General features: G+C 41.9%; 26 protein-coding genes and 1 other annotated feature. Of the genes, 3 read left to right on the plus strand and 23 right to left on the minus strand.

Going from position 1 to position 26,827, the window contains the following annotated elements; genetic code table 11:
• Positions 1 to 68: 68 nt before the first annotated feature.
• Positions 69 to 288: a binding site (T-box leader), on the minus strand.
• Between the two features lie 162 nt (positions 289 to 450).
• Complete coding sequence (locus WAM07_RS15780; protein ID WP_422168364.1) at positions 451 to 1,509, plus strand: N-acetylmuramoyl-L-alanine amidase; 1,059 nt, start codon at positions 451 to 453, stop codon at positions 1,507 to 1,509.
• A gap of 69 nt (positions 1,510 to 1,578) precedes the next feature.
• Here WAM07_RS15780 and dtd read toward each other — a convergent pair whose 3' ends face one another.
• The 6 genes from dtd to secDF all read right to left on the minus strand — a co-directional run bounded on the left by dtd (position 1,579) and on the right by secDF (position 10,098).
• Positions 1,579 to 2,025 (minus strand): D-aminoacyl-tRNA deacylase, encoded by a 447-nt coding sequence (gene dtd, locus WAM07_RS15785; protein ID WP_422168366.1) that lies wholly within the window; start codon positions 2,023 to 2,025, stop codon positions 1,579 to 1,581.
• Between the two features lie 26 nt (positions 2,026 to 2,051).
• Entirely contained in the window at positions 2,052 to 4,256 is a 2,205-nt protein-coding gene (locus WAM07_RS15790; RefSeq protein WP_422168367.1) for a RelA/SpoT family protein, read from the minus strand.
• Positions 4,257 to 4,400: 144 nt separating this feature from the next.
• A complete protein-coding gene (locus WAM07_RS15795; RefSeq protein ID WP_422168369.1) occupies positions 4,401 to 4,913 on the minus strand; it encodes an adenine phosphoribosyltransferase in 513 nt (170 codons plus the stop codon).
• Positions 4,903 to 7,230: a single-stranded-DNA-specific exonuclease RecJ gene (gene recJ / locus WAM07_RS15800; RefSeq protein ID WP_422168371.1), complete on the minus strand. Its 2,328-nt coding sequence runs from the start codon at positions 7,228 to 7,230 to the stop codon at positions 4,903 to 4,905. Before recJ ends, WAM07_RS15795 begins: the two co-directional genes overlap by 11 nt.
• A 59-nt stretch (positions 7,231 to 7,289) precedes the next feature.
• Complete coding sequence (locus WAM07_RS15805) at positions 7,290 to 7,622, minus strand: LapA family protein (RefSeq protein WP_422168373.1); 333 nt, start codon at positions 7,620 to 7,622, stop codon at positions 7,290 to 7,292.
• Between the two features lie 199 nt (positions 7,623 to 7,821).
• Positions 7,822 to 10,098 (minus strand): protein translocase subunit SecDF, encoded by a 2,277-nt coding sequence (gene secDF, locus WAM07_RS15810; protein WP_422168399.1) that lies wholly within the window; start codon positions 10,096 to 10,098, stop codon positions 7,822 to 7,824.
• Between the two features lie 475 nt (positions 10,099 to 10,573).
• Between secDF and spoVB the strand changes: the two genes are divergently transcribed.
• Positions 10,574 to 12,130 carry a stage V sporulation protein B gene (gene spoVB / locus WAM07_RS15815; RefSeq protein WP_422168375.1) on the plus strand — a complete coding sequence of 519 codons (1,557 nt, stop codon included), beginning with the start codon at positions 10,574 to 10,576 and terminating at the stop codon, positions 12,128 to 12,130.
• A 22-nt stretch (positions 12,131 to 12,152) separates the two neighbouring features.
• Here spoVB and WAM07_RS15820 read toward each other — a convergent pair whose 3' ends face one another.
• Positions 12,153 to 12,851, minus strand: a complete 699-nt coding sequence (locus WAM07_RS15820) for a YetF domain-containing protein (protein WP_422168377.1) — start codon at positions 12,849 to 12,851, stop codon at positions 12,153 to 12,155.
• A gap of 10 nt (positions 12,852 to 12,861) precedes the next feature.
• On the minus strand, positions 12,862 to 14,151 hold the full coding sequence (locus WAM07_RS15825; RefSeq protein ID WP_422168378.1) for an ArsB/NhaD family transporter: 1,290 nt from the start codon (positions 14,149 to 14,151) through the stop codon (positions 12,862 to 12,864).
• A gap of 127 nt (positions 14,152 to 14,278) precedes the next feature.
• Here WAM07_RS15825 and WAM07_RS15830 point away from each other — a divergent pair, with 127 nt between their 5' ends.
• The gene (locus WAM07_RS15830) at positions 14,279 to 14,662 is read left to right on the plus strand and encodes a TIGR04086 family membrane protein (RefSeq protein ID WP_014643873.1); all 384 of its coding nucleotides are present in this window, start codon (positions 14,279 to 14,281) and stop codon (positions 14,660 to 14,662) included.
• Between the two features lie 45 nt (positions 14,663 to 14,707).
• On the opposite strand, the gene yajC is transcribed toward WAM07_RS15830, so the two are convergent.
• The 15 genes from yajC to obgE all read right to left on the minus strand — a co-directional run.
• On the minus strand, positions 14,708 to 14,971 hold the full coding sequence (gene yajC / locus WAM07_RS15835) for a preprotein translocase subunit YajC (protein WP_014643874.1): 264 nt from the start codon (positions 14,969 to 14,971) through the stop codon (positions 14,708 to 14,710).
• Between the two features lie 15 nt (positions 14,972 to 14,986).
• Positions 14,987 to 16,123: a tRNA guanosine(34) transglycosylase Tgt gene (gene tgt, locus WAM07_RS15840; protein WP_014643875.1), complete on the minus strand. Its 1,137-nt coding sequence runs from the start codon at positions 16,121 to 16,123 to the stop codon at positions 14,987 to 14,989.
• Between the two features lie 37 nt (positions 16,124 to 16,160).
• Positions 16,161 to 17,186 carry a tRNA preQ1(34) S-adenosylmethionine ribosyltransferase-isomerase QueA gene (gene queA / locus WAM07_RS15845; RefSeq protein ID WP_422168381.1) on the minus strand — a complete coding sequence of 342 codons (1,026 nt, stop codon included), beginning with the start codon at positions 17,184 to 17,186 and terminating at the stop codon, positions 16,161 to 16,163.
• A 19-nt stretch (positions 17,187 to 17,205) separates the two neighbouring features.
• Positions 17,206 to 17,406, minus strand: a complete 201-nt coding sequence (locus tag WAM07_RS15850; RefSeq protein ID WP_014643877.1) for a DUF2905 domain-containing protein — start codon at positions 17,404 to 17,406, stop codon at positions 17,206 to 17,208.
• Entirely contained in the window at positions 17,403 to 18,404 is a 1,002-nt protein-coding gene (gene ruvB, locus WAM07_RS15855; protein ID WP_014643878.1) for a Holliday junction branch migration DNA helicase RuvB, read from the minus strand. Before ruvB ends, WAM07_RS15850 begins: the two co-directional genes overlap by 4 nt.
• 18 nt (positions 18,405 to 18,422) lie before the next feature.
• Positions 18,423 to 19,040 (minus strand): Holliday junction branch migration protein RuvA, encoded by a 618-nt coding sequence (gene ruvA, locus WAM07_RS15860; RefSeq protein ID WP_422168382.1) that lies wholly within the window; start codon positions 19,038 to 19,040, stop codon positions 18,423 to 18,425.
• Positions 19,041 to 19,229: 189 nt separating this feature from the next.
• The gene (locus tag WAM07_RS15865) at positions 19,230 to 19,799 is read right to left on the minus strand and encodes a BofC C-terminal domain-containing protein (protein WP_422168384.1); all 570 of its coding nucleotides are present in this window, start codon (positions 19,797 to 19,799) and stop codon (positions 19,230 to 19,232) included.
• A gap of 81 nt (positions 19,800 to 19,880) precedes the next feature.
• Positions 19,881 to 20,633 carry a YebC/PmpR family DNA-binding transcriptional regulator gene (locus WAM07_RS15870; protein WP_422168386.1) on the minus strand — a complete coding sequence of 251 codons (753 nt, stop codon included), beginning with the start codon at positions 20,631 to 20,633 and terminating at the stop codon, positions 19,881 to 19,883.
• A gap of 73 nt (positions 20,634 to 20,706) precedes the next feature.
• On the minus strand, positions 20,707 to 21,270 hold the full coding sequence (locus tag WAM07_RS15875; protein WP_422168388.1) for a YhcN/YlaJ family sporulation lipoprotein: 564 nt from the start codon (positions 21,268 to 21,270) through the stop codon (positions 20,707 to 20,709).
• A 73-nt stretch (positions 21,271 to 21,343) separates the two neighbouring features.
• On the minus strand, positions 21,344 to 22,081 hold the full coding sequence (gene nadE, locus WAM07_RS15880) for an NAD(+) synthase (protein WP_422168390.1): 738 nt from the start codon (positions 22,079 to 22,081) through the stop codon (positions 21,344 to 21,346).
• 32 nt (positions 22,082 to 22,113) lie between these two features.
• Positions 22,114 to 23,076, minus strand: coding sequence for a phosphotransferase (locus WAM07_RS15885; RefSeq protein ID WP_422168392.1), 963 nt, complete (start codon positions 23,074 to 23,076; stop codon positions 22,114 to 22,116).
• Complete coding sequence (gene safA / locus WAM07_RS15890) at positions 23,066 to 24,166, minus strand: SafA/ExsA family spore coat assembly protein (RefSeq protein ID WP_422168394.1); 1,101 nt, start codon at positions 24,164 to 24,166, stop codon at positions 23,066 to 23,068. The genes WAM07_RS15885 and safA overlap by 11 nt, the downstream gene beginning before the upstream one ends.
• A 166-nt stretch (positions 24,167 to 24,332) precedes the next feature.
• The gene (gene pheA / locus WAM07_RS15895; RefSeq protein WP_014643886.1) at positions 24,333 to 25,208 is read right to left on the minus strand and encodes a prephenate dehydratase; all 876 of its coding nucleotides are present in this window, start codon (positions 25,206 to 25,208) and stop codon (positions 24,333 to 24,335) included.
• Positions 25,209 to 25,222: 14 nt separating this feature from the next.
• Complete coding sequence (locus tag WAM07_RS15900; protein ID WP_224892893.1) at positions 25,223 to 25,672, minus strand: ACT domain-containing protein; 450 nt, start codon at positions 25,670 to 25,672, stop codon at positions 25,223 to 25,225.
• A 17-nt stretch (positions 25,673 to 25,689) separates the two neighbouring features.
• On the minus strand, positions 25,690 to 26,827 hold a 1,138-nt coding region (gene obgE, locus WAM07_RS15905), incomplete at its 5' end, for a GTPase ObgE (protein ID WP_422168397.1).

Consider the following 26,827-nt stretch of genomic DNA (forward strand, 5'->3'; position numbering starts at 1 on the left):
ACTCCTCCTTTATACTTTCCACCATAAAATACCATAAAAAAATCCCCGTCCCTTTTCCTGCCAATAGGAAAAGGGACGGGGATTTACCCGCGTTGCCACCCTGATTGAAGCATTCAGCTTCCACTCAAAGACAGTTAACGCCTGCGGTACGTCTACACCTACTTCATTTCGATGCAGAACCTAAGAAATGTCTTTCATCCATCCATCATAAAGGAATGCTTTCAGCCTTTCTGGCATTCCATCTCTGGTTACGTGGGAATGGACTACTTTTTCCCTCAATGGTTTTAGTCGTATCATTATAGAATTGATTACTATCATATAAGCTTTTTCCTTAGGATGTCAAGCCATTCTCTAAAATATTTATTACTATATTTTAATTCCTTGGGCAGGTACGTTTATCATGCCTGTCGAATAATACACGTGGCCAAAAAATAAGGAGGTGAAATTAATATGAAGAAAACATGTTTTATGCTACTTGTTCTAATCTTCGGAATTCTTAGTTCAGGTGATTTCATTGTCTATGCCGATCAGATGGTCGTCAAAGAGGACGTGGTCAATGTTAGAAGCGGTCCAGGGACAAACCATGAACAGATTACCCAGGTTCATAAAAATGAGGTTTATGAATACATAAATGAACAAGGACAGTGGGTTCAAATTCAACTCAGTAATGATCGTCAGGGCTGGGTAGCCGGGTGGCTTGTTCAGAAAAACGATCAGGCAATGGATAAGAAGGAAAACTCACATTTATCGTTGAATTACAATGGCACCAATATTAGAAGCGGTCCTTCTACAGAAGCCTCTATCCTGGGGCCCGGTCATAAGAATGAGCAATTTAAAATTATCGGAAAAGAAGGTTCCTGGTATGAAATCCGTTTTCAGAATCAAAAAGCTTACGTGGCAGACTGGATTGTGAAAACCCAGCAGAAGCAGCCAGTAGATTATGAAACGGCTTCCGATTCCCAACCTAATCTGAATGGTAAAACCATCATAATTGATGCCGGCCATGGCGGACGCGACCCCGGGTCCATTGGTTTCACAGGAATCTTGGAGAAAGACTTAACGTTACAAACCGCTGATGCTTTGAAACACCAGCTTCAAAGTCAGGGAGCAAATGTTATATTAACACGAAAGAAAGATGAATACTTGGCGCTTGCTGTCCGCAATTATCATTCTTTAAATTCACAAGCTGATGCTTTCATCAGCCTCCATTTTAATAGTGCCCCTGTAAATATTTCTGCAAATGGAATCAGCAGCTACTACTATCACTTTAAAGATAAACATCTCGCGGCATTAATTCAGCAGGAAATGGTTCATGAGACTCGTTTGACAGACAGAGGGGTAAGGCTTGGAAATTTTCATGTGTTACGCGAAAATAATAAACCCGCTGTACTCTTAGAACTTGGCTTCCTTTCCAATAAGTCTGAGGAAGGTGTAGTGACCTCACCTTCTTATCACACAACTGTCGGCCAAGGAATAGCCAGAGGGTTAGTTCGGTACTTCTCAGATTAATTTTTCAAAATATCTAAAACGAAACATAAAGCCCTGGAAGTTTATAACGACTTCCAGGGCTTTATCTTCTTATCTTTCTTTACTGTCCAGTATCAACGTCACTGGACCAGAGTTAGTCAGAGCAACATTCATCATTGAGCCAAATTCTCCTGTTTCGACTCCAACCCCTTCATTTTCAACCATATGATTGAACGTTTCATAGAGCTTTTTAGCCTGATCAGGTTTTGCTGCCTGCATGAAATTTGGGCGACGGCCTTTACGGCAATCTCCGAACAAAGTGAATTGAGAAATAGACAAAAGCTTCCCACCCAAGTCTACAAGTGAATGGTTCATTTTTTCATCATCATCTTCGAATATTCTCAGGTAAGGAATTTTCTTAGCTAAATACCTTGCATCTTCTTCCGTATCTTCATGAGACACTCCAAGAAGAACGACTAGTCCTTTTTGAATTGAACCAACATCCTCGTTATTAACTTCTACACTCGCTCTTGAAGCACGCTGTACCACTGCTTTCATTTCAATGCCACCCCTTTTGTGTCCTATTACTGCATAACCCGTCGGACCGTATAAACCTCTTGAATCTGCTTGATACGCTCCACAATTCTCCGTAGATGACTCGTGTTTTGGATCAGAATTGTAATATGAATGGTGGCCATCTTATTTCTGTCAGATTTACCAGAAACCGCGGTAATATTAGTTTTTGTCTCATTAACTGCCTGGAGAACTTCATTCAGAAGTCCTCTGCGGTCATATCCCCATATTTCAAGGTCAACATGGTACTGTTTTGAATCCGTGACAGAAGTTTCCCATTGCACAGGAAGGAGCCTGGTTTGTGCTTCTTCCGTTTTCACATTAGGACAATCCGTTCGGTGAACAGAAACACCTCTCCCTTTCGTGATGTATCCCACGATATCATCACCAGGTACAGGGTTACAGCACTTAGACAACCGAACGAGCAAGTTGTCTACTCCCTCCACACGAACTCCTGAATCTTTCTTACCGCTCTTCGCAGGCGTTTTAATTTCAGTTGTACTCACATCCGCCAATGTTTGTTCCAGGTTCTGCTGTTTTTGTTTCTGTTTTCTCCATCTTTCTGTAATCCTGGTTGCGATTTGGGCTGCTGTAATTCCTTGATAACCTACAGCAGCAAACATATCATCTTCACTGCTAAAATTGAACTTCTCAGAAACACGAATTAAATTATCAGGAGTAAGTACATCTTTAGGCTGAATTCCGAAATTCCGAATTTCCTTTTCAACCAGCTCTTTGCCTTTCCCGATATTTTCATCTTTTCTCTGCTTTTTGAAAAATTGCTTAATTTTGTTCTTTGCCTGGGAAGTTTGTGCTAATTTAATCCAGTCTTTGGAAGGACCGTACGAATGTTTGGAAGTCATGATTTCTAGAATATCTCCGGTATTGAGAACATAATCTAATGGCTCCATTTTACCATTTACTTTAGCACCGATCGTTTGATTGCCTACTTCAGTGTGTATACGATAAGCAAAATCAATAGGGACAGAACCAGAAGGCAGTTCAATTACATCCCCTTTCGGTGTGAACACATAGACCATATCTGAAAATAAATCGACTTTCAAAGATTCCATAAACTCTTCGGCATCATGAGTTTCACTTTGCCACTCCAAAATTTCTCTAAACCAGGTCAGTTTTTCTTCAAACGATTGTTCCGCCGCACTTTGACGCCCTTCTTTATAAGCCCAATGTGCAGCAATTCCATACTCCGCTATCTCATGCATATCATGGGTGCGGATCTGAACTTCCAAAGGATCGCCTTTTGGACCAATTACAGTCGTGTGCAGAGATTGATAAAGGTTAGGTTTTGGCATAGCAATATAGTCTTTGAAGCGACCAGGCATCGGCTTCCAGCAAGTGTGAATGATCCCAAGAACAGCATAACAGTCCTTTATACTGTTTACCGTAATTCTGACAGCAAGCAGGTCATAAATTTCATTGAATTGTTTATTCTGCAAAACCATTTTTCTATAAATACTGTATAAGTGCTTAGGTCTTCCATTAAGATCTGCATCAATATTAACGTCCTTTAACTGACTGCGAATCTCATCCATAACTTCTTCAATGTAATGTTCCCGCTCGTTTCGCTTTTGTTTCATTAGGTGAACAATCCGGTAATATTGCTGTGGATTTAAATAACGCAGCGCTGTATCTTCGAGTTCCCATTTGATTGTAGATATACCAAGACGATGAGCCAAAGGTGCAAAAATCTCCAAGGTCTCATTGGAAATTCTTCTTTGCTTTTCAGCAGGAAGGTGCTTCAACGTCCTCATATTATGAAGGCGGTCAGCCAGCTTGATAAGAATGACACGGATGTCTTTGGCCATTGCCACAAACATTTTCCGGTGATTCTCCGCTTGCTGAGCTTCTTTAGATTTGTATTTAATTTTTCCTAACTTCGTAACCCCATCGACTAGCATGGATACTTCCGTATTGAAGGCTTTCTCTATTTCTTCAATACTCACTTCTGTATCTTCAACTACATCATGAAGAAACCCTCCTGCTATCGTTTCCGGATCCATTTCCAGGTTCACAAGAATCCCTGCCACTTGAATAGGGTGGATTATATAAGGCTCCCCGGATTTACGGAACTGGTCGCTGTGTGCCTCTTCAGCAAACTGATAGGCACGGCGAATAAAGGCAAGGTCATCCTCATTTAAGTATGTGCTTGCTTGTTCTATTACTTCTTCAGCTGTTAGAACTGTATCTTTCGCCATTCAATCACCCTGGTTTCTGTAGACTTTCTTTAAAAAGATATTTGATTTATATTATCAAAAAAAGCAGGTGAAATGTAAAGAGATAGACGCTGTCCCCTCACCTGTAAAACAAAGAGCGCCCTATTTGAGGGCACTCCTTCTAAGTTAGTATTGCATTAATGTTAATACATCGTACCCATCAAGCTTACTGCGTCCATCTAAATACGTAAGTTCTATCAGGAAAGCACAGCCGGCAACCACTCCGCCCAGCTGTTCTACAAGATTAATCGTCGCTTCAATTGTGCCCCCGGTGGCAAGGAGATCATCTACAATCATGACACGCTGACCTGGTTTAATAGCATCTTTATGAATCGTAAGGATGTCACTGCCATATTCAAGGCCATAATCTACTTTGATCGTCTCTCTTGGAAGCTTCCCTTCCTTACGGACAGGAGCAAAGCCAATTTCTAAAGCATAGGAAACAGGACAGCCGACAATAAATCCGCGTGCCTCAGGTCCAACTACGATGTCTATTTCTTTATCGTTTGCATACTCAACGATATCGTCAACCGCCGATTTAAATGCCGGACCGTTGTCCATCAAAGGAGTAATATCCTTGAATTGAATGCCTTCTTTAGGCCAGTTTTCTACAATAGCGATATGTTCTTTATAATCCATTAACTACTTCCTCCTTGGAATGCTTGGAACTCTGGTTCAAATAAATGTTGAACCATTCTTTTAACTCCTTGTACGTGGAATAATACAAAGTTTGTTCCATGTATAAACGCTCTTCACGCTCTTTATATAAGGTAGATTCTGTTAAATCTTTCTGTGAAGGTTTTGAATTTATCGTTACAATTCCATCTTTTATTCTAACAAATTCAAGTTCAAAAAACACCTTCGAAATAAATTCAACCATAGAGTGATCCCAGCCTTTTCTCTTAGCCAGCTGTTCACCTTCCTGTCTAAGATTGAATTCCTTACGCTTCAACAGCATACCATAAAACCATTTGAAATGATCACGGGTCGGCCAGGTTTTTAAAAAGGTGCTTTCTTCCAGACGGTAACAGGCAAAAACTTTACTTACAGAAACACGACTGAGAAGTTCCTCTAATTGACTTATCCGCTCAGGTAAATCTAATAGCAGCAGCCCATCAATCATGTTACCCTCGGTAAATTCTTCAGGGGGATACACAGGAATATTGTGAGGTGCATTAACTTCTCCCTGAAATGATACCGCTGCATAATGCTCATTTGCAGGTATTACAAGTTTTTTCTCCACATGTTTTGATCCCCGCAGATCAAATAACTGCCAGTCATTCACTCGTAAATCTTTAACCATAATCTGAAGGTTTTTTCGACCATTCCATTCGTTAATTCCCAATTCGCCGACTACCTCTAAAGAGTCTGAAGGAGTCAGGTGCGGATAAACATCTCCCATACCGAATGCAATACCATCCACTCGTGACTGTTCTTTTTGAAATTGCAATTTCAAATGATTTTTTTTACTTCCGATCAGTCTGAGCTCTTTAGGAGTATGCTTTAAGTGAAACAGCGGTTTAGGATTTCCCATCCCAAAAGGCCGGAGCTGATCGATTTCTTCGATCTGTTTTATAGAGATGTCATCCAGTTCAAGAGTGGCTTCAATATCCAAAACTTGCTGGTAGTCATCCTCCGTTAACTTCTGTTCTGCGAGATCGTTCAGTGCTGTTCTTAGTTCGTCAATTTTCTCTACTTCTAAAGTCATCCCTGCCGCTTGGGCATGACCTCCAAAATGAAGAAAACGATCCCTGACTTCCATACAATTAGCAAAGAGATCAAACGCATCGATACTTCGAGCAGATCCCTTTGCTTCTCCTTTTTCAGGGTCAATTCCCAGAACAATAGCAGGTCTGTCGAATTGACGTACAAGTTTAGAAGCAACAATTCCTAAGACTCCCGGGTTCCAACCTTCTTTAGCAACCACAATTACGTTCTCAAGATCCTCAGACCTTGAAGATAGCAGTTCTTCAGCCTCTTTGGCAATCTCAGCCACTATTTTCTGACGTTCCTGGTTAATTTGATTAATGAATGAAGCGATTTGCTGAGCTTCTTCCCTCTCATTAGAAAGAAGCAATTCTACTGCAGGCGTAGCATCTTGCAAACGTCCTACAGCATTCATACGAGGACCGATGGTAAATCCAATCGTTTCTTCATTCATCTCACCTTCAATACCGCAAACTTCACGCAAAGCCAGTACCCCCGGGCGTTTTGAGCGGGAAATAGCTGCAAGTCCCATTGAAGCAAGTACTCGGTTCTCTCCCTGAAGCGGAACCAGATCAGCAATGGTTCCAATCACGACCAGATCCAGATAATCCTTAGGAAACCTTCCCAGTAAAGCTTCCGCAAATTTAAAAGCAACACCTACCCCTGCCAATTCTTGAAATGGGTAGCGGCTGGACGTTTTTGGGTGAATGATGCTATAGGCATCTGGTAATACTTCTTGAACTTCATGGTGATCAGTTAAAATCAGATCTATTCCTAGCTGTTTAGCTACTTCAGCTTCATGGATGGCTGCAATTCCGGTATCTACTGTAATGATAACGGAATATCCAGAATCCTTTGCGAATAAGAACGCTTCTTCATTTGGTCCATATCCCTCTGTAAAGCGGTTCGGTATATAGAAGTCACAATACGCTCCAGCTTCTCTTAAAGCCTCAATCATTAAAGTTGTTGAACTTACACCGTCCGCATCATAGTCTCCAAAGACAAGAATGGATTCTTCCCGATGAATTGCGGTTTTAACTCGCTCTATTGCCTTCTCCATTCCTTCCATAAGGAATGGATCATGTAAATAATCAATAGAGGGGTTCAAAAACTGTTCAACAGCGTCTGGCTCAACAATTCCGCGCTTCTCAAGCATTTGCTGGGTTAGCGGGGTAAGTCCCTGCTGAACCTCGAATCCTTCGACATTCTCATTATATGTAAACTGCCATTTCATCTTACTTTGTATCATAAGTTCACCCCTGACCCATCTATTATACAAGAGGGGACCAGGGGTGGCAAACGCCTTTTTTACGTTACATTTCTATTCTCGTTATCTTCTTTAGCCTCAACCGACTCATCCGGGGCTTCATCAAAACCGGAGGAAGTTGCCGGCTCGTTAGATTGATCAACTTTTTGCTTTAAAGAGCGATTTTCTCTCTTTAACTTAAAGTAACGGACGGCTCCTACAGATGCCGTAGCAAGCCCGCCTAATAATACGGATATTAAGATAACCAGGATCAGGGGTGCTTCACCTGTACCGAACATATAATTAACTTGGACAGGGTCCACATTGATCACAGCAAAGATAGCAATAATTAAAGCAAAAACAAAAGCAAAAATAATATAAGATTGCCCTTTCACGTTTTTTCCTCCTTTAGCCATTCGACTTTGATTTTCATATGAAAGAACATAGATTACCTGTTTAGCCTTTGATCTATAAAACCAAAATCATACATACAGTTCATTAGATCAACTAATACCATTCATTTATCTATACCCAAATTCTCTATTTTTCAATCAAAAAAGCAGCCTCACCTGTTGGTGAGGCTGCTTCATATAATTATACTTGAGGTCCATCAGTTTTCTTCTTCTTAACAAACTGAATCGGGTTATCTTTAATGTTCTTCCCACGCCAGATCAGCCATAACTGAGAGGCAATGAATAAGGAAGAGTACGTTCCTGCAAGGAGTCCTACCACAAGAGCAAAGGCAAAGTTTGTGATCGATGAAGCTCCAAAGAACAGGAGCATAATCGCTGCAAAGATTACAGTGATGACCGTATTAATACTCCTGGCTAATGTCTGCATCAAGCTGTCATTTACAACTTTAGCAAGTTCCTTGAAGGACTTGACCTTCTTCTTCATCTTTAAGTTTTCACGAATTCGGTCGAACGTAACAATTGTATCGTTAACTGAGTAACCAACAATCGTTAAGATAGCAGCTATAATTGTAATATCAAACTCGAGTCTTGTAAGACTGAACAATGCAATGATAAAGAAAGCATCGTGAAGAAGGGCGATGATAGCTGTCAACGCAAAGTAAAATTCAAATCGAATGGTTACATAAATAATAATCCCAATTGAAGCATACAAAACAGCTAATGCAGCATTCTTCGCTAACTCCTGACCAACTACAGGGGAGACAGTGCTTACATTTGGCGTATTACCGAATTCATCTTCATAGTAACTTTGAATTTCTCCAATTTTATTTTTGCTTAATTCGCTGTCAAAGCGAGCAACAGCAATTTCATCATTGTCTCCAGAGATTACTACTTTCTTAGGGGAAACATTAAACTCTTCTTCCATGGTCTCCTCAACTTGTGAAGCATTAATATTGCCATCGGATAAAATGGAGACCCTTGAACCGCTTGTAAAATCAATACCCAGGTTCAGACGGAAAACAGCAAGAGCCAGAATGCCGGCTGTAATCAAGACAATAGAAATTGTAAAGAATCTTTTCCTTAAACCAACAAAGTCGAACTTACGGTTCATAACTGTAGCTTCAACTTCTTCGCCTTCTTCTAGAGAATGGATATCTTCCGGCTTCACACCGAACCACTTCGGACGTTTATTTAAAAAGCGGCTCTTCACCCATAATCCCATAAGAAGACGCGTACCATATACAGCTGTAATAAAACTGACTAAGATACTTACGATCAGCATCGTAGCAAAGCCTTTTACAGAACTTGTGCCAAAGATGAAAAGAACAGCAGCTGCAATCAGTGTGGTAATGTTCGCATCGAGAATGGTGGCGAGGGAACGTTTATTACCAGCTTTAAAAGCTGACATTACTGATTTGCCGGCTTTTAATTCTTCTTTAATTCTTTCATAGGTAATAATATTGGCATCCACCGCCATACCTACACCGAGAATAAGTGCAGCTATCCCTGGGAGGGTCAGCACCCCGTTCATGGCTTCAAAGACCACTAATATTAAATACACATATGCAGTCAATGTCACAACAGCTATAACTCCAGGAAAACGATAATAAGCCATCATGAATAAAAATATTGTGGCTATACCAATTGCACCAGCAATGATTGTTTTATTCATTGCCTGTTCACCGAATTGAGCTCCTACTGAGGTAGAATAGGTTTCTTCAAGATTTACTGGAAGTGAACCTGCATTTAAGAGATCTGCTAATTCTTTTGCTGACTCTACGGTAAAGTCCCCAGTAATCTGTACGGAAGAACTTCTAACAGGTCCATTCTGAAATTTAGGTGCTGAAAGGTAAGCCGGATCAGCTTTTCCATACTCCTCAGCAAATGATGTCTCTTCATTATAGTCCAGCCAGATAACTAGAACGTCTTCTGGATAAGGCGTACTTGGATCATCCGGCGTATTATAAACTTCTTCAGAAACGTCATAAAACTTACCAGGATCTTTTACGCCAAGAGAAACGGCCGGACTATTGTTCTGGTCATAAGTTTGCTGGGCACTTCCCTCAACCAAGTCTGATCCGTCTAAATATTCTTCTCCATTCGCGCCGCGGAAAGAAAGTTCAGCTGTAGTAGCTAATAAATCCCTTGCCTCCTGCTGGTCCTGAATACCGGCAAGCTGTACACGGATCCGTCCACCATCTTCAATCGAAATGTTCGTTTCACTAATCCCCAGTGTATTCACTCGTCTGTTCAGGGATTCAACGGTCGCTTCCAGGACCCTCTCATTCACTTCTTGTCCTTCATTTAAAGGCTCAACATCATACAGGATTTCAAATCCGCCCTGCAGATCCAGACCTAAGTTTATATTTTTAGTAACACCTGTTACAGTCGTCCCTATCGTAGCTGCTAATAGAATCAGCACTAGAAAAAAGGCGACGATACGCCCCCGCTTCACCATAACGTTTATTTCCTCCTTTATATCTTTCCCACTTGCTTTTAGCGTAAGCATCGCTTTGCCTGCTTATTAAGTACATGTAAGCCATTATCTAAGTTGAAAATTTCATTCGATGATCTACCCGTAACAATTTTACTACTATTTTTATTTTTGGCAACATCTTATAGATGTTCATTGCTTTAATAAATTGTTTTGCCAATTTATATCACCTGCTTTTTCTTCTTCCAGTCACGCTTATTAACCATCCCTTTTCAAGGATTAATCTAACATATGTATGGATAACCTTTGGCAGCAACTCAATTATTCGGCACTATTTCTTTGATTACTTCTTTTGAACACTAAGCTAAGCTGCCTTAACCCCAAAGCACCTCACTTTCATTTCAGGGAGAATTCTATTCCTTTGTCATCCCTTGTCCACTTCTAAGCATATACTTCATTGTAGCTGAATTTTAATCCTTTGAGAAGGCGGATTGTTTTTATGTCTAAGCAAACCTTTTTACATGGGGCCCTCATCCTGGTAGCTGCGGGGCTGGTCACTCGTCTGCTTGGGTTTATCAATCGGATTGTTGTTGCTCGTGTGATGGGAGCCGAAGGAGTAGGGCTTTATATGATGGCCCTGCCTACTTTGATTCTAGCGATTACCATTACACAGTTCGGTCTTCCTGTAGCTATATCAAAACGCGTATCGGAAGCTGAAGCCACAGGCAATGAGAAGAAAATTAAAAGTATCTTAATAGTCTCCTTGTCGATCACCGGTTCCTTAAGTATTATCTTTACGGGCGCTTTATTTATACTCGCCCCTGTAATCGCTTCCTACTTTCTAACTGACCCGCGTGCTCTTTTTCCTTTATTAGTCGTCACACCGATTATACCGATCATTGCTGTTGCATCGGTAATTCGAGGTTATTTCCAGGGAAGACAGAATATGAAGCCTCAGGCTCTGTCTCAGGTTATTGAGCAAGTAGTCCGTATCGGCGGAGTACTTGTTTTAACTAAACTCCTTTATCCTTATGGTGTCGAATATGCCGCAGCAGGAGCTATGGCGGCCGTGGTTTTAGGTGAATTCGTTTCATTGATTTATATGCTGAGACAGTTCAATCTGCAAAAATCGTTTAAACTACGCAAGACCTGGAAAAAACATGTGGGGAAAGGAAGACAAACTTTTCAAGAGTTAATGGCTATTGCGCTTCCTACCACGGGCAGCCGCTTTATCGGTTCCCTTACCTATTTCTTTGAACCTATTCTTGTTGCCCAAAGCCTTGCTATAGCTGGTTTCGCTGCAGCAGAATCAACTAAACTTTACGGGGAACTAACTGGATATGTACTTCCCTTGCTTTTCTTACCTACTTTTTTAACCCATGCTCTATCAACTGCCCTTGTACCTTCGATTAGTGAAGCAGCGGCCATAGGTAAAAAAGAAACTATTCAGTACCGAATTATGCAGTCCATCCGCCTTTCATTAGCTTCTGGAGGCGTCATTACAGTCGTTTTCATGATTTTCCCTGCCGTTATCCTAATGACGGTCTACGGTACAAGCCAAGCTGCTTTTATGCTGCAGTTTATGGCTCCATTCTTCTTGCTCCATTACATTCAGACACCGCTGCAGGCTACATTGCAAGCGTTAGATTTAGCTCAGCCCGCGATGTGGAACACGCTAATTGGTTCAATTATTAAATTTATTGTATTAGTCAGTTTAAGCTCCCGCCCCGAGTTTGGAATTCACGGTGTGGCCATAGCTATGGTAGTAGGCGTTGTTGTTGTTACTCTGCTGCATCTTGGAGTACTCATTAAACACAAGGTCATGACCCTTCCCCTGGACATGTTTACACGTTTCGCGCTGGTTGTTGGTATTACCGGCTATGTTGGTTTTACAATGAAGCAGTACCTTCTTCATGAAAGCAGGCCGATTCCACAACTCCTATGGATGGGTTTCATTCTTACACTTCTTTATCTGGCACTTCTGTTTCTATTCAAACTTTTACGCAAAGATGAGTGGAAGTTGATACCGTGGAAGAAAATCTTTCATAAAAAATAACCGCTTATAGAAAGCGGTTATTTTATTGAAATTGATTTTTTTCATCTATAGAAACTTCGCCTTCCTCATTAATCGTACATAAAGAAACTTTATCTAAAGATTCATATCCCTGTTTTTTAAGTTCATTTAACAGCCAGTTCTTATTTTTACGTATATTTTTCAAGCCGCTATATTGAATTTCTCCATCCGCGACGAGTACTACGGCATAAGAGGAATGACCCTGATCATCTTTTTCAAAAACCGATAGTTTACCTGAAGGTTCTAAGATAGCATAAGCTACATCATTTACTTGCTGAATTCCATGTTCGCGCAATTGTATAAGTAAATCATTAAAATTATAGCGCTGCCGTTTCATTTCGTACTCGTCTACTTTACCGTGTTTAATAATTACAGAAGGCTTTCCATCAAACCATGTTCTAAACCTCTGATTCTTTAACGATATCCAGGCACTGCCGAGTTGTATAATTAATAACACAGCCATTGGAACGACTGATTTCCAAATGGATGAATCGGGTTGTTCTATTAAAAACACTCCAATTTCAGCGAGCATAATAAAAACAACCAAATCCATGACACTTAGCTCACCGATTTCTCTTTTCCCCATAAACCGAAACACAAATAGAATAATTAAATAGGTAAGAATGGTTCTTAATATAAGAGACAGGAAAGCCACTGGTGCCCACGACCTTTCAAGAGGATACTCTCTTATAAGATGACCCATTCTTACTTTTTTATGATGAGAAGGGAAGCAAATATCTAAAATAAATGTAAATGGACGCGATCAATAAAGATAAAATCAGGACGGGAATACCATAAATCGAAAATTTAAGGAATGATATAGGCTGGCGGTGACTCGCAGCTATACCCGCTACCACAACATTCGCGGATGCGCCCACCAGTGTCCCATTTCCTCCAAGACATGCGCCTAAAGCGAGTGACCACCATATAGGATCCACATTCATCATTCCGTAACCCTGGAGTTCCTGCACAACTGGAATCATAGCTGCCACAAATGGAATATTGTCTACTACCCCAGAAAGCACCCCCGCACTCCATAACATGACCATTGAAGTAATAGGCAGGTCCCCGCCAGAAATCCACACCATCATACGGGCCAGTTCATCAATAACACCCACCGTTTCTAAGCCGCCTACCAGCATAAACAAACCCATGAAGAAGAATAAGGTTACCCACTCCACCTCTTGAAAAACGTGTTCAACATCGAGCTCTTTGTCAGTTAAAAACAGCAGTAATAAAGCTCCGCTGACAGCGATGGTGGTAATATCCATATGTACAAATGGATGCATCATAAAACCGGTAATAGTTAAAATCAGTACTGAAACCGACTGGAATAATAAACGGGAGACCTTTAGATGTTCACGCGCGTCCATTTCCAAAAGGGCAGCAGCCAGTTCAGGATTGTAGATTAATTGCTTGCGGAATATAAGAAGTAAGATAGTTAACACAGACCCAAAAATCACGAGCACCACAGGGCCTAAATGATAAATAAAGGATAGAAAACTAAAATGTTCTACAGCCTGTCCTATCATAATGTTAGGTGGGTCACCGATCAAAGTAGCAGTTCCGCCGATATTTGAGCTGAATATAGTAACAAGTAAATAAGGAAAAGCCGGAAGCTGTAATCGGTCAATTAACGTAAGGAGTACAGGAACGAAAAGCAGAACGGTTGTTACGTTATCTAAAAAGGCAGAGCCAACAGCAGTAAATGTAGCACTTACGGCAAGCAAAGGTATAGGACGTCCTTTCACCAGCTGAGCTAAACGAACAGCCATATAGGTGAAGATTCCAGTTTTCTTCGTGATGGAAACCAGCACCATCATAGAAAAAAGCAAAGCCACTGTCTCCCAATCAATAAACCCAAATGCCTCCTCCCACTCGTACACTTTCGTCACTAATAGAAGAACACCGCCGGCTAAGGCTACAAGTGCCCGATTCCATTTCTCCGTCATAATTAAAACATAGCTCGCTACGAATATGAGTAATGCAAGTAGAGTTGTCATACACCTTCCCCTTTTATAAGGACTTTACTTTATACGTATTCAAGGAAGAGGGAAAATATCTACTTCTATCTAAGGCTTAAACATGCATATAGTGTTAATGACAAGCTTAAGAAGGGGGATTTATTTTATGAAAAAATTTACGCAGGGCGTCCTTGGATATGGAATCGGCTCTATTCTTCTGCTCATGATTATTTCCGCGGCTGTATTGGCTCTTTTCCTTCGTTTTACATCTATGGAATATCAAACCCTCAATCAAGCAGCTCTGATCACCGGTTTGAGCATTTTAGCATTTGGTGGAATGATGGCTGCTTACAAAGGTGAGCAGAAAGGATGGCTTTCCGGGGTTATGACAGGTCTTATTTTCGTGGCGGCTATGGCTTTATTCCAAATCATTTTTGAGAATCAATTTATATCTCTGCCGCAGCTCAGTTATTTCGGAGGATTGGTTCTAGCAGCCTGGCTCGGAGGAATGATTGGGGTCAATTTGCCAAGACGAACGGCAAAAAGATAATTGAACATGAGAAATCCCGCTGCAAATACAGCGGGATTGTAATCATTAGTCCTGATTTAGTTTCTCACGAACAGATGAACGATCGAATTTCATTTGCGTTCCATCCTGTACCGTAACAACTAGAGATCCTTCATCTATAGCATGGACCGTACCATGGAGACCTCCGATTGTGATGATTCTATCGCCTTTTTGCAAGTCCGCCTGCATTTGTTGTACTTTTTTCTGTTTCTTTTGCTGCGGACGAATTAATAGGAAATAGAAAATGACAAACATTAGAATAATTGGTAATAAACCGACTAATGTATCCATTTAATTTCCCCCCTTCTAAAAGTTCTTCGCATTTGGTTTATTGAAACCATATTGTTCAAAGAATTCTTCTCTAAAGTCTCCGAGTCGATCTTCTTTAATGGCTTCACGCACTTGCCTCATTAATTTTAACAGAAAATAAAGGTTATGATAAGTAGTTAATCTAAAGCCGAATGTTTCACTTGATTTAACCAGATGTCTGATGTAAGCGCGGCTGTAATTGCGGCATGTGTGACAGTCACAATTTTCATCAATGGGACGAAAATCACGGGCAAACTTAGCGTTGCGGACCACCAGACGTCCATTAGAAGTCATACATGTTCCGTTCCGTGCGATCCGAGTAGGCAGTACACAATCAAACATATCTATGCCCCGCATGCTGCCATCAATTAGTGAATCGGGTGAGCCTACCCCCATTAAATAGCGTGGTTTTTCATCAGGCAGAAGAGGAGCAGTAAAATCAAGCACCCGGTTCATAACATCTTTTGGCTCACCAACGGAAAGTCCTCCAATAGCATAACCCGGGAAATCCATTGAAGTAAGATCTCTTGCGCTTTGCCGGCGCAAATCTTCATATTCTCCTCCTTGGATAATCCCAAACAGCCCCTGATCATGAGGTCTCTGATGGCCTTCCAGGCATCGTTCAGCCCAACGGCTAGTCCGCTCCACTGACTTTTTCATATAATCATGCTCGGCCGGGTAAGGAGGACACTCATCAAACGCCATCATAATATCAGCACCAAGTGAATTTTGGATGTGCATGGCTTTCTCAGGTGAGAGAAATAACTTCTCTCCGCTGATATGGTTACGGAAGTGAACGCCTTCTTCTTCAATCTGTCTCAAGTCACTTAAGCTGAATACTTGAAATCCTCCTGAATCTGTAAGGATGGATCCATTCCAGTTCATGAAAGAATGGAGACCTCCTGCTTCTTCAACGATATCTTCCCCGGGACGCAGCCACAGATGATACGTGTTAGAAAGTATAATTGGAGCTCCCATTTGCTCGAGTTCCTCGGGACTCATCGTTTTTACCGTTGCAAGCGTACCTACCGGCATGAACATTGGAGTTTCAAATGATCCGTGAGGTGTATGGACTTTGCCGAGACGCGCCCCGGTTTGTTTACATGTTTTTATTAATTCATATGTGATTGCCATTATTTCTTTCCTTTCTCCACTTCAAGCAATAATCTAACTAAATAATCAGCATCGCATCTCCAAAGCTGAAGAATCGATACTTATTCTCCACAGCTCTAGCATACGCTTCCAGAACAAAATCACGACCTGCAAAGGCACTGACCAGCATAATCAGCGTGGATTTAGGCAAATGAAAATTCGTAATCAGTCCATCAATCGCTTTCAGCTTTTGGGGTGGGTAGATAAATATATCCGTCCATCCGCTAGCTTCCTGAAAGGTGCCGTAATCACGGATGATGGTTTCCAGCGTCCTTGTGGAAGTTGTACCTACAGAGATAATTCGACCTCCCTGGTTTTTCACCTGATTCAATTGGTCAGCCGTTTCTTGAGATACTTGGTAGAACTCAGCATGCATATCGTGGTCTTCCACCCTATCGACACTAACAGGACGAAAGGTTCCAAGTCCGACATGAAGGGTGAGATAGGCTATAGTTACACCGGAAGCTTGAAGGTTTTCAAGTAGTTCATTAGTAAAATGAAGTCCGGCAGTAGGTGCTGCTGCAGAACCTTCTTCCTTCGCATATACAGTCTGGTAACGTTCCCTGTCCGACAACTGCTCCTTAATATAAGGGGGAAGCGGCATCTCACCAAGGGATTCCAGCACTTCCATAAAAATCCCTTCATAAGAGAACCTGACTTTTCTTCCTCCATGCTCCTGCACCTCCGTGCATTCAGCTATTAACTGTCCGTCCCCAAACACGATACGAGAACCTGGTTTTACTTTTTTAGCAGGTTTGATCAGTACATCCCACTCGTCTTTCGAATCCTGGTGGAGGAGAAGAACTTCTACTTTTCCTCCCGTGTCTTCTTTTGCTCCAAATAGCCTGGCAGGTAGTACGCGTGTATCATTTAAAACGAGGCAGTCGCCTGGCTTTAATAGCCTTTCAATATCTGAAAAACGGTAATGTTCTATTGTTTCAGCGCTCCGGTCGCAAACCATGAGACGTGAAGAAGAACGATCCTGAAGCGGTACCTGAGCAATAAGCTCTTCGGGCAGCTCAAAATCATACTGCTTAATATCCATTTAAATCCCCTATTCTTCCTTAGCGTATTTTACCAATAATATAAAATATAAGTGATAGAACAATACTCGCAACAATAGACGTCATAATTGGAAAATAAAAGGTGGTATTCCCTTTTTTAAAAGACAAATCACCTGGAAGTCTGCCAACAAAACTCCATAATAGTCCTATCACGATAAACACAATCCCTATAACAATAAATATTTTTCCGAACCCAGTCAAGTTCCGGGCACCTCCCTATGGAAGTGAGCGTATGCTTTAGGTGTTACGACACGTCCACGCGGAGTTCTTTGTATAAATCCAATTTGAAGAAGAAACGGCTCGTACACATCTTCAATCGTCTGAGACTCTTCTCCAATTGTAGCCGAAATAGTATCAAGCCCCACTGGCCCCCCTCGAAATCCATCCATAATGCCTTTTAAAAGCTTGTGGTCTATATAATCCAGGCCTTCAGCGTCTACTTGAAGCATCTCTAACGCTTCTTGTGTCGTTTCGAGAGAGATCACGGATTCACCTTTGACCTGAGCTATATCCCTTACCCGTTTAAATAATCGGTTGGCAATACGAGGAGTTCCTCTCGAACGCCGGGCGATTTCAACAGCAGCATTAAAATCAATTTCGACATGAAAAATATCAGCTGTCCTCTCTACTATTGAGCACAATGCCTCTGTTTCGTAATATTCCAACCTGCTGTGGACTCCGAACCGATCACGAAGCGGCGCCGATAATAAACCGGCCCTTGTGGTGGCTCCGACCAGAGTAAAGGGAGGGAGATCAAGGCGCATCGATCTCGCACTGGGCCCGCTGCCTACAACAATATCCAGACAAAAGTCTTCCATGGCCGGGTACAGGACTTCTTCTACTGATCTTGGTAATCGATGAATTTCATCTATAAAAAGAACATCCCCAGGTTCTAGTGAAGATAAAATTGCGGCCAGATCTCCCGCCCTCTCAATGGCAGGTCCAGCCGTTGTCCTGAACTGCACACCCATTTCATTGGCAATAATAGAAGCAAGCGTCGTTTTCCCGAGCCCCGGAGGACCGTAGAGAAGTGCATGGTCCAGAGGTTCCTCTCTCATCTTTGCTGCTTCAATAAAAATATGCAGATTTCGTTTAGTCTGGTCCTGACCAATATACTGTTTGAGCGTTTCAGGTCTCAAACTAAGTTCAATGTCCTGATCTGTTTCCTGCAACTCGCCGGAAATCATTCGATCTTCCACATTAGTTCCCCCTTCCAGTTATGACTTCATCAGTAGCTGTAACCCTTGTCTTACATAATCATCAACACTGCCTTCACTGGTTTTTTGAAGTTCTGTTCGTGCCAATTTAATTTCTTTTTCTGTATATCCCAAAGCCTTTAATGCTTCAAGTGCATCTTCTATACGCTCTCTTTTTTCTTTTGAAGTCAGTTCCTCTTGATAGAAAATTGTATCTTCATTCTGCTCATCAGGCAGCCATACAATCAATTTGCCTTTTAAGTCCAATATCATCTGCCTGGCGGTCTTTTTTCCGACACCAGGAAATTTAGTTAAGTACTTATCGTCTTCCTGTTCAATAGCTGAGACGAATTCAGGTACACTCACCGTGCCAAGTATAGCTAAAGCACCCTTTGGACCGATTCCGGAAACATTTAAAAGCTGGGCGAACAGCTGTTTATCTTCTTTTTTCCTGAAGCCAAATAATGTTTGTTGATCTTCTCGTATATAGTGGTATGTATAAACTTTAATTTCACGGTTCAAACAATCTTGAAAGTTGTAAGGGTTAGCACATAGAATCTCATAACCGATACCACCTGTTTCAAGAGTTATAGACGCATCTTCAATTAAGCTTAATTGACCTTTAACATAAGTAATCATAGTTGGAATTCCTCTCTTACCTGTATTGCTTAGCACTCTCTATTGTAACACACAAGCACATGTTCGCCCATGACAGAACCGGAAGAAGAATGTAGATTCCTGCAGTGTTCAGCCACATTTAATCGACTTACTTCACAAATCATCGCGCCTCCCAACTTACAAAAAAATAAAACAGCCGTCTATGACCATTCATAGCGGCTGTTCTTCTCCAGCATACTGCTTAACGACTTGCTCAAAATGAGAGGCATCCTTAATTTTAATGCCATCTTTCAATTCTGACTTCCTCTTCGACTCTAATGGTTCTATAGGGATAGGCTTAAAGGATTCTATAACCTTCCCTTCAGAGGGAGCCCCCTCAAAGACTGCCAACTCTCCATCTTCCGTAAGTCCGAAATACCCCTGTTGCTTAGTCAATGGAGAGATATCTTTTACTTGTCTTTTGAAAACGATCTGATCCAGCTCCTGAGATTCTATGGACCATCCTTCATAAGCCGACCAGAAATCCACCATGGACCATATTGTTTCTTCCTTATGAATGGTCTCCGTTACACCATCCAGGTAATGCTGCTTTAATACCACCTTTATCGTTAAAGGTTCCGGATTCACTAGAGTTTCCACAGCGTTTTCTTCTGTTTTATTAATTACCGTTCGTTGATAGGATAAATCCTCTGCTCTAAGAGAGACTTCTTCTTCTGCAGCAAACCATTGCCATCCTGCAAAAATTAAACTGGCCGGTATAATCCATAACCATCGATTCATCGCAGGTTCCCCCTAACTAAAAAATAACTTCTGCCCCTAGTATGTCCAGGAACAGAAGTTATTATGATAGAAAGACAGCGATTAAGATAATTTCTCTAAGATGGTTTCATCAGCGTCTAAGTTATGATATACCTCTTGAACATCATCATTATCCTCAAGCATATCAATTAACTTAAGCATCTTTTCTACGCCCTCTTCATCCAGAGGTGTGTACGTTTCTGGAATCATCGTAACTTCACTCGTCACAAATGAATACCCGCTTTTTTCAAGCGAAGCCTTCACTTCAGAAAAGGTTTCAGGTTCAGCATAAATTTCGAATTGCTCCTCTGTTGTTTCCATTTCCTCCGCTCCGGCCTCGATTACCTCAAGCATCATCTCTTCTTCGTCCACCTCTGTTTCCCCGCGATCAACCACTAAGTAGCCTTTGCGGTCAAACATAAAGGAGACGCAGCCATTTTCACCAAGATTTCCATCGTTTTTATTAAAGGCATGCCGCACATCTGCTGCGGTCCGGTTTTTATTATCCGTTAATACTTTAACCATAACAGCTACACCGCCAGGACCATAGCCTTCATACGTGTACTCTTCGTAGTTTACCCCTTCAAGATCGCCTGTTGCTTTCTTAATGGCACGATCGATATTTTCATTCGGCATATTATTTGATTTAGCTTTATCTACAGCTAAGCGGAGATTGGGATTCATCTCTGGATCCCCGCCGCCTTGCCTGGCAGCCATGAATATCTCTCTTGCCAGCTTCATAAAAAGCTTACCCCGTTTGGCGTCTTGCGCACCTTTTCGGCGTTTTATATTACTCCATTTTGAATGACCAGCCATGGACATTCTCCTCTCCAAAGCAAATCTTTTCCTTCATCAATATACCACAATTTCCCGGTGAGAATAAAGCGAATTACTTACCGTCCTGGTTTTGCTGAAAGAACTCTCTGATCTGACTTTTTAGTTGAGCTGGAGCCTTCGAAGCCTTCAACCTGGCGTTCAAATCCTTCATATGATCCCAATTATTATTATTGGTATAAATAACGATTGGTTTATCTGTGATTTCTTTGACTTTTGCCTCAACCTTCTTAGGAATGGACTGATCTCTTCGGTTATATGGATTAATCATCACGGCTATATAAACTTTCTTGTCATCCGTAAAAGCCTGGGTCATTGTGACTTCTTCTAATTCATTAACCTTCTTCATGATCGCCATAGAATCTTCGTTGTTAAACGCATTATCATGCCCTCTGTTGGTCTCTTTAAATTTGGAGTTACGGAATTCTTCTTCTGCTGTACGTTTGAACCAGCTGTCTTCTCCAGTAGGAATCTGACCTCTACGTTTGATACCAGGGTCCCCTCCATAGGTGATGGGTTCGTAGTAAGTGGTTTCTTCTTTAGCCTTTTCGTCGGGCTGCGCACCACATCCAGCCGTTAGTAAAACTGTAAACATTAGAACCATAAAGTATTTCCACATAAAAAAACATTCTCCTTTTACCATTACTATGGTTTAAGGAGAATGTTTTAAACAGTTAATTTTACCCAACCTCTTATTGAGGAGGTGAAGGGGGAAGATTACGTTTATGAGCGGATTTTTTATGCATGGACTCTATAATCTTTCTATCTTCTTCAGGAATTTCTTCCCCGCGCAGGAAGGCATCAATTTTATTATAACTTGTTCCCATTTCATTCTCATCGGTCTGCCCTTCCCATAGACCGGCACTTGGCTGTTTATTAATTATTTCATCAGGAACGCCTAAATAAGCAGCCATCTCGCGCACTTCACCTTTCGGCAGGTGAACTAATGGTACGAGATCCACTCCGCCATCCCCGTATTTAGTAAAATATCCGGTGTACCATTCAGCAGCATTATCTGTACCTACTACTAAATATTTATGGTTCTGAGCGATGGTATATAACGTACTCATACGCAGCCTTGCACGTAAATTTGCGTCTGCCAGTTTTTCCTGGTTTGCGTCGAAGATTCCGTCCGCTTTCAGTTGGCTTTTGATTGTTTTAAACATAACTTCATGAGTTTCAGTCAAATCTACTGTTATGCAGGATAAACCACATGCGTTCGTCACTACTTCAGCGTGTTCTTGGTCGCTTCCTTGACTTTTACAAGGCATAATAACTCCAAGAGATTGATTCGGGAATGCACGTTTAATTAAGTTTGCGACTACCGCGGAGTCAATTCCCCCACTCACTCCTACCAGTAAGCCTTCTACATTTGCCTGTTCCACTTGTTCTCGTAACCATGTAACTAATTCATTAACTTTATGTTCCACCGGATTGTTCATCCTCTCACACATATGATACCTTATCTTAGCATATGTTCAGCATATCGGACAAACTTCCTCCGGCTTTCCCATGCTTTCTCTAATTTCTTTATGTGCTTGGAAAGAGATACTTCTCCCCTGAGACATCGCCTATAACCGTAAAGCCACTCCCTGAGGATATCAGCAGGAACCAATACTCCTTTTAACCAAATGTCAGGGTCCGGAGTGTGCTTGAAATACTGAAGAAGCAAAGCTCGTTGATTCTCCAGATAAGGAAGAAACCGCTGTCCCAATTGAATATGATCATATAGGTGAGGTCCGGTGTGCAACAGATCAAAATCAATTAGTTTGATCTCATTTTTATTATTAATTATAAAGTTATGATGAGCGACATCCCCGTGCAGCCATTCGTTATTTTCCCATGCCTTTTCTTCTACTTCTCCCCAGGGATGATTGGAAAAGCGTTCAAGTTGGATGATCATGTTTAAACGAAGCTCTTGGTAAACACTTCTTTTTCTGTACTCTGAAAAGACATCCTGAGTTTCCTCGAATTGCTCCAAACGTCTTTCCCATTTAATATAGAGTGGATCTCGAGGGATAGCTAATGTAGCAATCCCTTTGGTAGTGCGATGAAATTGATGCAGCACTTGCACAGCCTTTTCTCTGTCATAATGATTGTCAAAATCTGCATGTTTACCTTGGACCCATTCAAAAAGCCCCCACGCGCACCCCAGCTTACTTTTTGTGTAGATATTGCCTTGAAAAGGCAGAGGACGAGCAGCTGCGATTGAGGCATAGTTCCAATCCTGAAAGAAGCTGATCTGCTGTTCTAACGTTTGCGCTCTCCTGTATCCTTTTAATATCATAGGCTGACCATTATAGAGAACTTTATAAACTTTAGGCTTAATTACCTTCTCTAATCTAATTGGTAATTTCTCTTCTTGCAAGAGCCATTGAAAAAGGCGATCCGTATATGAATCGCCTTCTGTATGCTCAACTTTCATCTACATCATCGTCCCGCCAAGGACCCTGATACGGCCCCATTGGCCCAGCCTGCGGGTAACCACTCCCCATCGATTGTGGCATGCTGTACGGACCCATTCCATATGGGCCTCCGCCCTGATGCGGACCCCAACCGCCCATTGGGTATTGCATAGGTCCATAGGCTTGAGGGTACCCATGATGCGGGTAGCCATGATGGTAATAACCCGGATACATAGGCTGACCTCCATATCCCATTGCTGGAGACCAGTCCTGAGGCCCCCCAGCACCATCCACGCCGCATCCGCAGTCCCCTCCTGCTTGAGCTCCCTGGACCATAGGTGAGGAACTTTCCTCATATTCTTCTCCCATATAGCCTTGCTGGTGAGGGTACATAGGCATGTTATGCTGAGATGGCATCTGCATAGGCATATAAGCTGGCATCATTACAGGATGAGGCGGGCAGCAATAAAAGTCAGTATGCACCAGTTGCGGCTGCATTGGCGGCTGCATTGGCTGCTGCATCGGTTGCTGCATCGGCTGTTGCATTGGTTGCTGTATCGGCTGTTGCATCGGCTGTTGCATTGGTTGCTGCATCGGCTGGAAGTAAGGCTGCTGAACAGGCTCCTGATACTGTGATTTCCCCTCCTCCTTTGGCGACTCCTCTGAAGGCATTTCATCTTCTTTAGGAGCTTGCGGCATTGGCATTTGAGGTAAGTGAAAAGTCGTGTAATAATTTTGCATTTGCTGGTCGATGCTTGGCATTTGAATCGGCATATTCATTTGAATAGGCTGTACAGGCATCATCGGTTTATCCATAACACCTTTTTTGACAGGCTTTTTCTCGTCCTCTTTGATGACAGGAATCGGTTTAGGTGATGTGTCTTTATAAGGTGGCATGGAAGGCATTTCTTTCTTCGGCATCATCTGCTTAGGCGCTTCCTTCTTGACTTGCTTCGTGCCTTGTGGAACCTTAATCTTCATACCCTGCATGATCATATCAGGATTAGAAAGCTGGGTATTAACTGATTTCAATTCTTCAAAATCTACCCCATACTTTTTGGCAATCTTCCAGAGTGTATCCCCTTTTTGCACAATGTGAATTCTCACCATTGCAACTCCCTTCCTGTGAATCTAAAAACTAAAAAGGCAATAATAGCTTCATAACACTCTATGCAGTTCAAGCCAAAAGATTGATGAAAAAGCCTATATTTCTTTTGAATATTAAAAAGAACCTCGCCAAAACCTTGATATAGACAAGATTTTGACGAGGCATAAATTAAGCTCTCCGAATAGGAGAAGGAATATCTAATTGGTAACTTGGATAAGTTCCAAGAATTTTTAACTGACACCCTAAAGCTTCTAGTTCAGCCTGCACTCCAGGAAAGAGAATCTGGTCATACGGCTGATCAACATCTATTAAGAAAAAGTAGTTGCCAAGCCCGGTTTTCATTGGTCTTGATTCGATTTTAGATAAGTTCATCTTTCTCCAGGCGAAGGCTGCAAGGACCTGGTGAAGGGCCCCCACATAGTCTTTAGGCAGCGTTACCATTACTGTGGTCTTCTGTTTTGTTACGAATTGGTCTTTTACCTTTAATGTCATCGGATTCTTTTGGACGACTGCGAAACGTGTATGGTTATTATCGTAGTCATGAATGTTCTCAGCAAGAATCTTCAACCCATTTTCTTCTGCAGCCAGATGATTTCCAATGGCTGCTGCTCCAGTTCCTGTATCCGCTACAATTTCAGCAGCCCTTCCAGTGGAAGCTGTATATTCTAGATCTGCTTGCGGATAATTCTTGTGCAAATACTGATGACACTGAGCAATCGCATGACTATGAGAGTATATTTTCTTAAGGTCATGGTCATGATGATCTGGATGCACAAGCAAATGCTGTTTGATCGGTACTGTCAATTCAGCAATAATGGACTGATTCACCTGATGAACCAAATAATCTATGGTCAAGTGGACAGAGCCCTCTATAGCGTTTTCAAGGGGAACGACTCCCGTATCTACCTCACCGTTTTCCACTGCATCCAGGCAGGCTGGTATGCTTTCATATCCTATATAAGTACCACCATCGAACAAGCCATCGACGGCCATTTTTGTAAATGTTCCTTTAGGTCCTAAATATCCAATCCGTTGTTCCGCCATATCTTCCCCTCCAATTAAGCTCCCGTACTTAGAATTTCTACTCGATCCACAAAGTCGAGTTTATGAAGCTGCTGCAGCATCCGTTCTATCGTACCAACCATTCCAGTCGTGTTAAGCGACAAGGTAACATTCGCCTTTCCCTGTAATGGAATCGTCTGGTGAATGGTAAGAACATTACACCCGGACTGTGCCACCGTACGCAATAAATTGGATAACGTACCCGCCCGGTCTTCTAAATGAAAGAAAAGAGTAATCATTTGCTCTTTTACCATTGCCTGAAAAGGAAATACTGCATCTCTATATTTATAAAAAGCACTCCTGGACAGTCCTACATGCTGAACAGCTTCAAATATAGATTCAGCTTTACCACGTTCTAACAGCGCTTTAGCCTCTATGGTTTTTTTCATGGCTTCAGGGAGAATGTCGCTACGGACTAAATAAAATTTTTCGTTATAATCCGTCATCCAATCCTCTCCCCTCATTAATCTACAAATTCGAATTCATAATCAAGTACTCTGACTGTATCCCCATCTTTTGCTCCCCGTTCTCTTAAAGCATCATCCACACCCATACTGCGCATTTGTCTGGCAAAACGGTTAATGGACTGATCCCTGGAGAAATCCGTTCGTCTAAATAAGGATTCAATCTTTTCACCATATAATACATAAGCTCCATCGTCTGCTCTTGTCAATTGGAAAGGAGCTTCTTCCTTTTCAAATTTATAAACGACTCGCTCATCGACTTCTTCAACAGATTCTTCCTGCTTCGGTATTTGATCCAATTTATCAGCTACTGTATAAAGAAGCTCATCCAGCCCGTCACGAGTTATTGTAGATATAGGAAATACCATAACGCCTTCATCTAGCTGCTCTTTAAATGCCTTCAGGTTCTCTTCAGAATCAGGCATATCCATCTTATTGGCTACAATGATTTGAGGACGATTTTCCAGTCTCTTGTCGTAAGAAGATAGTTCATTATTGATTGTGACATAATCTTCATAAGGATCGCGTCCTTCCACACCCGACATATCCACGACGTGAAGCAGCAGCCGTGTTCGCTCTACGTGGCGCAAGAACTGATGACCAAGCCCGACACCTTCATGGGCGCCTTCAATCAGCCCAGGCAGGTCCGCCATTACAAAACTGCGGTGATCCTGACTTTCCACCACCCCTAGATTGGGGGATAAAGTTGTAAAGTGATAATCTGCAATTTTAGGTTTTGCTGCAGTTACCACAGAAAGGAACGTTGACTTCCCTACACTAGGAAATCCTACTAACCCTACGTCAGCCAATAATTTTAATTCCACGACAACATCAAGTTCTTCACCAGGTTCACCATTCTCAGCAATTTCTGGTGCGGGATTTCTTGCTGTAGCAAACCTGGCATTGCCACGGCCGCCTCTCCCGCCTTTTGCTATTACGGCTCGTTGTTTATGTTCAGTTAAGTCAGCAATGACCTTATCTGTGTCCACGTCCTTTACAGTTGTGCCCGGAGGAACGCTGACCACTAGAGGATCAGCATTTTTACCATGTTGCTTCTGGTTCATGCCATTTTCTCCACGAGCCGCCTTGAAATGATGCTGGTACCGAAAATCCATTAGGGTATTCAACCCTTCATCC

Origin of the sequence: Halobacillus sp. (genome assembly GCF_049282395.1) — a bacterium.
Taxonomy (GTDB): Bacteria; Bacillota; Bacilli; order Bacillales; family Halobacillaceae; genus Halobacillus.

Bases quoted from the DNA above. Each gene is read 5' to 3' on its own strand.
- WAM07_RS15780 (WP_422168364.1), top strand. From the start codon at position 451: ATGAAGAAAACATGTTTTATGCTACTTGTTCTAATCTTCGGAATTCTT.
- WAM07_RS15870 (WP_422168386.1), bottom strand. From the start codon at position 20,633: ATGGCTGGTCATTCAAAATGGAGTAATATAAAACGCCGAAAAGGTGCG.
- WAM07_RS15885 (WP_422168392.1), bottom strand. From the start codon at position 23,076: ATGAAAGTTGAGCATACAGAAGGCGATTCATATACGGATCGCCTTTTT.
- WAM07_RS15790 (WP_422168367.1), bottom strand. From the start codon at position 4,256: ATGGCGAAAGATACAGTTCTAACAGCTGAAGAAGTAATAGAACAAGCA.
- WAM07_RS15900 (WP_224892893.1), bottom strand. From the start codon at position 25,672: ATGACGGATTATAACGAAAAATTTTATTTAGTCCGTAGCGACATTCTC.
- pheA (WP_014643886.1), bottom strand. From the start codon at position 25,208: ATGGCGGAACAACGGATTGGATATTTAGGACCTAAAGGAACATTTACA.
- WAM07_RS15825 (WP_422168378.1), bottom strand. From the start codon at position 14,151: ATGACAACTCTACTTGCATTACTCATATTCGTAGCGAGCTATGTTTTA.
- queA (WP_422168381.1), bottom strand. From the start codon at position 17,186: ATGGATATTAAGCAGTATGATTTTGAGCTGCCCGAAGAGCTTATTGCT.
- WAM07_RS15830 (WP_014643873.1), top strand. From the start codon at position 14,279: ATGAAAAAATTTACGCAGGGCGTCCTTGGATATGGAATCGGCTCTATT.
- dtd (WP_422168366.1), bottom strand. From the start codon at position 2,025: ATGAAAGCAGTGGTACAGCGTGCTTCAAGAGCGAGTGTAGAAGTTAAT.
- yajC (WP_014643874.1), bottom strand. From the start codon at position 14,971: ATGGATACATTAGTCGGTTTATTACCAATTATTCTAATGTTTGTCATT.
- spoVB (WP_422168375.1), top strand. From the start codon at position 10,574: ATGTCTAAGCAAACCTTTTTACATGGGGCCCTCATCCTGGTAGCTGCG.
- secDF (WP_422168399.1), bottom strand. From the start codon at position 10,098: ATGGTGAAGCGGGGGCGTATCGTCGCCTTTTTTCTAGTGCTGATTCTA.
- tgt (WP_014643875.1), bottom strand. From the start codon at position 16,123: ATGGCAATCACATATGAATTAATAAAAACATGTAAACAAACCGGGGCG.
- safA (WP_422168394.1), bottom strand. From the start codon at position 24,166: ATGGTGAGAATTCACATTGTGCAAAAAGGGGATACACTCTGGAAGATT.
- WAM07_RS15820 (WP_422168377.1), bottom strand. From the start codon at position 12,851: ATGGGTCATCTTATAAGAGAGTATCCTCTTGAAAGGTCGTGGGCACCA.
- recJ (WP_422168371.1), bottom strand. From the start codon at position 7,230: ATGATACAAAGTAAGATGAAATGGCAGTTTACATATAATGAGAATGTC.
- WAM07_RS15875 (WP_422168388.1), bottom strand. From the start codon at position 21,270: ATGTGGAAATACTTTATGGTTCTAATGTTTACAGTTTTACTAACGGCT.
- WAM07_RS15795 (WP_422168369.1), bottom strand. From the start codon at position 4,913: ATGGATTATAAAGAACATATCGCTATTGTAGAAAACTGGCCTAAAGAA.
- WAM07_RS15865 (WP_422168384.1), bottom strand. From the start codon at position 19,799: ATGAATCGATGGTTATGGATTATACCGGCCAGTTTAATTTTTGCAGGA.
- ruvA (WP_422168382.1), bottom strand. From the start codon at position 19,040: ATGATTACTTATGTTAAAGGTCAATTAAGCTTAATTGAAGATGCGTCT.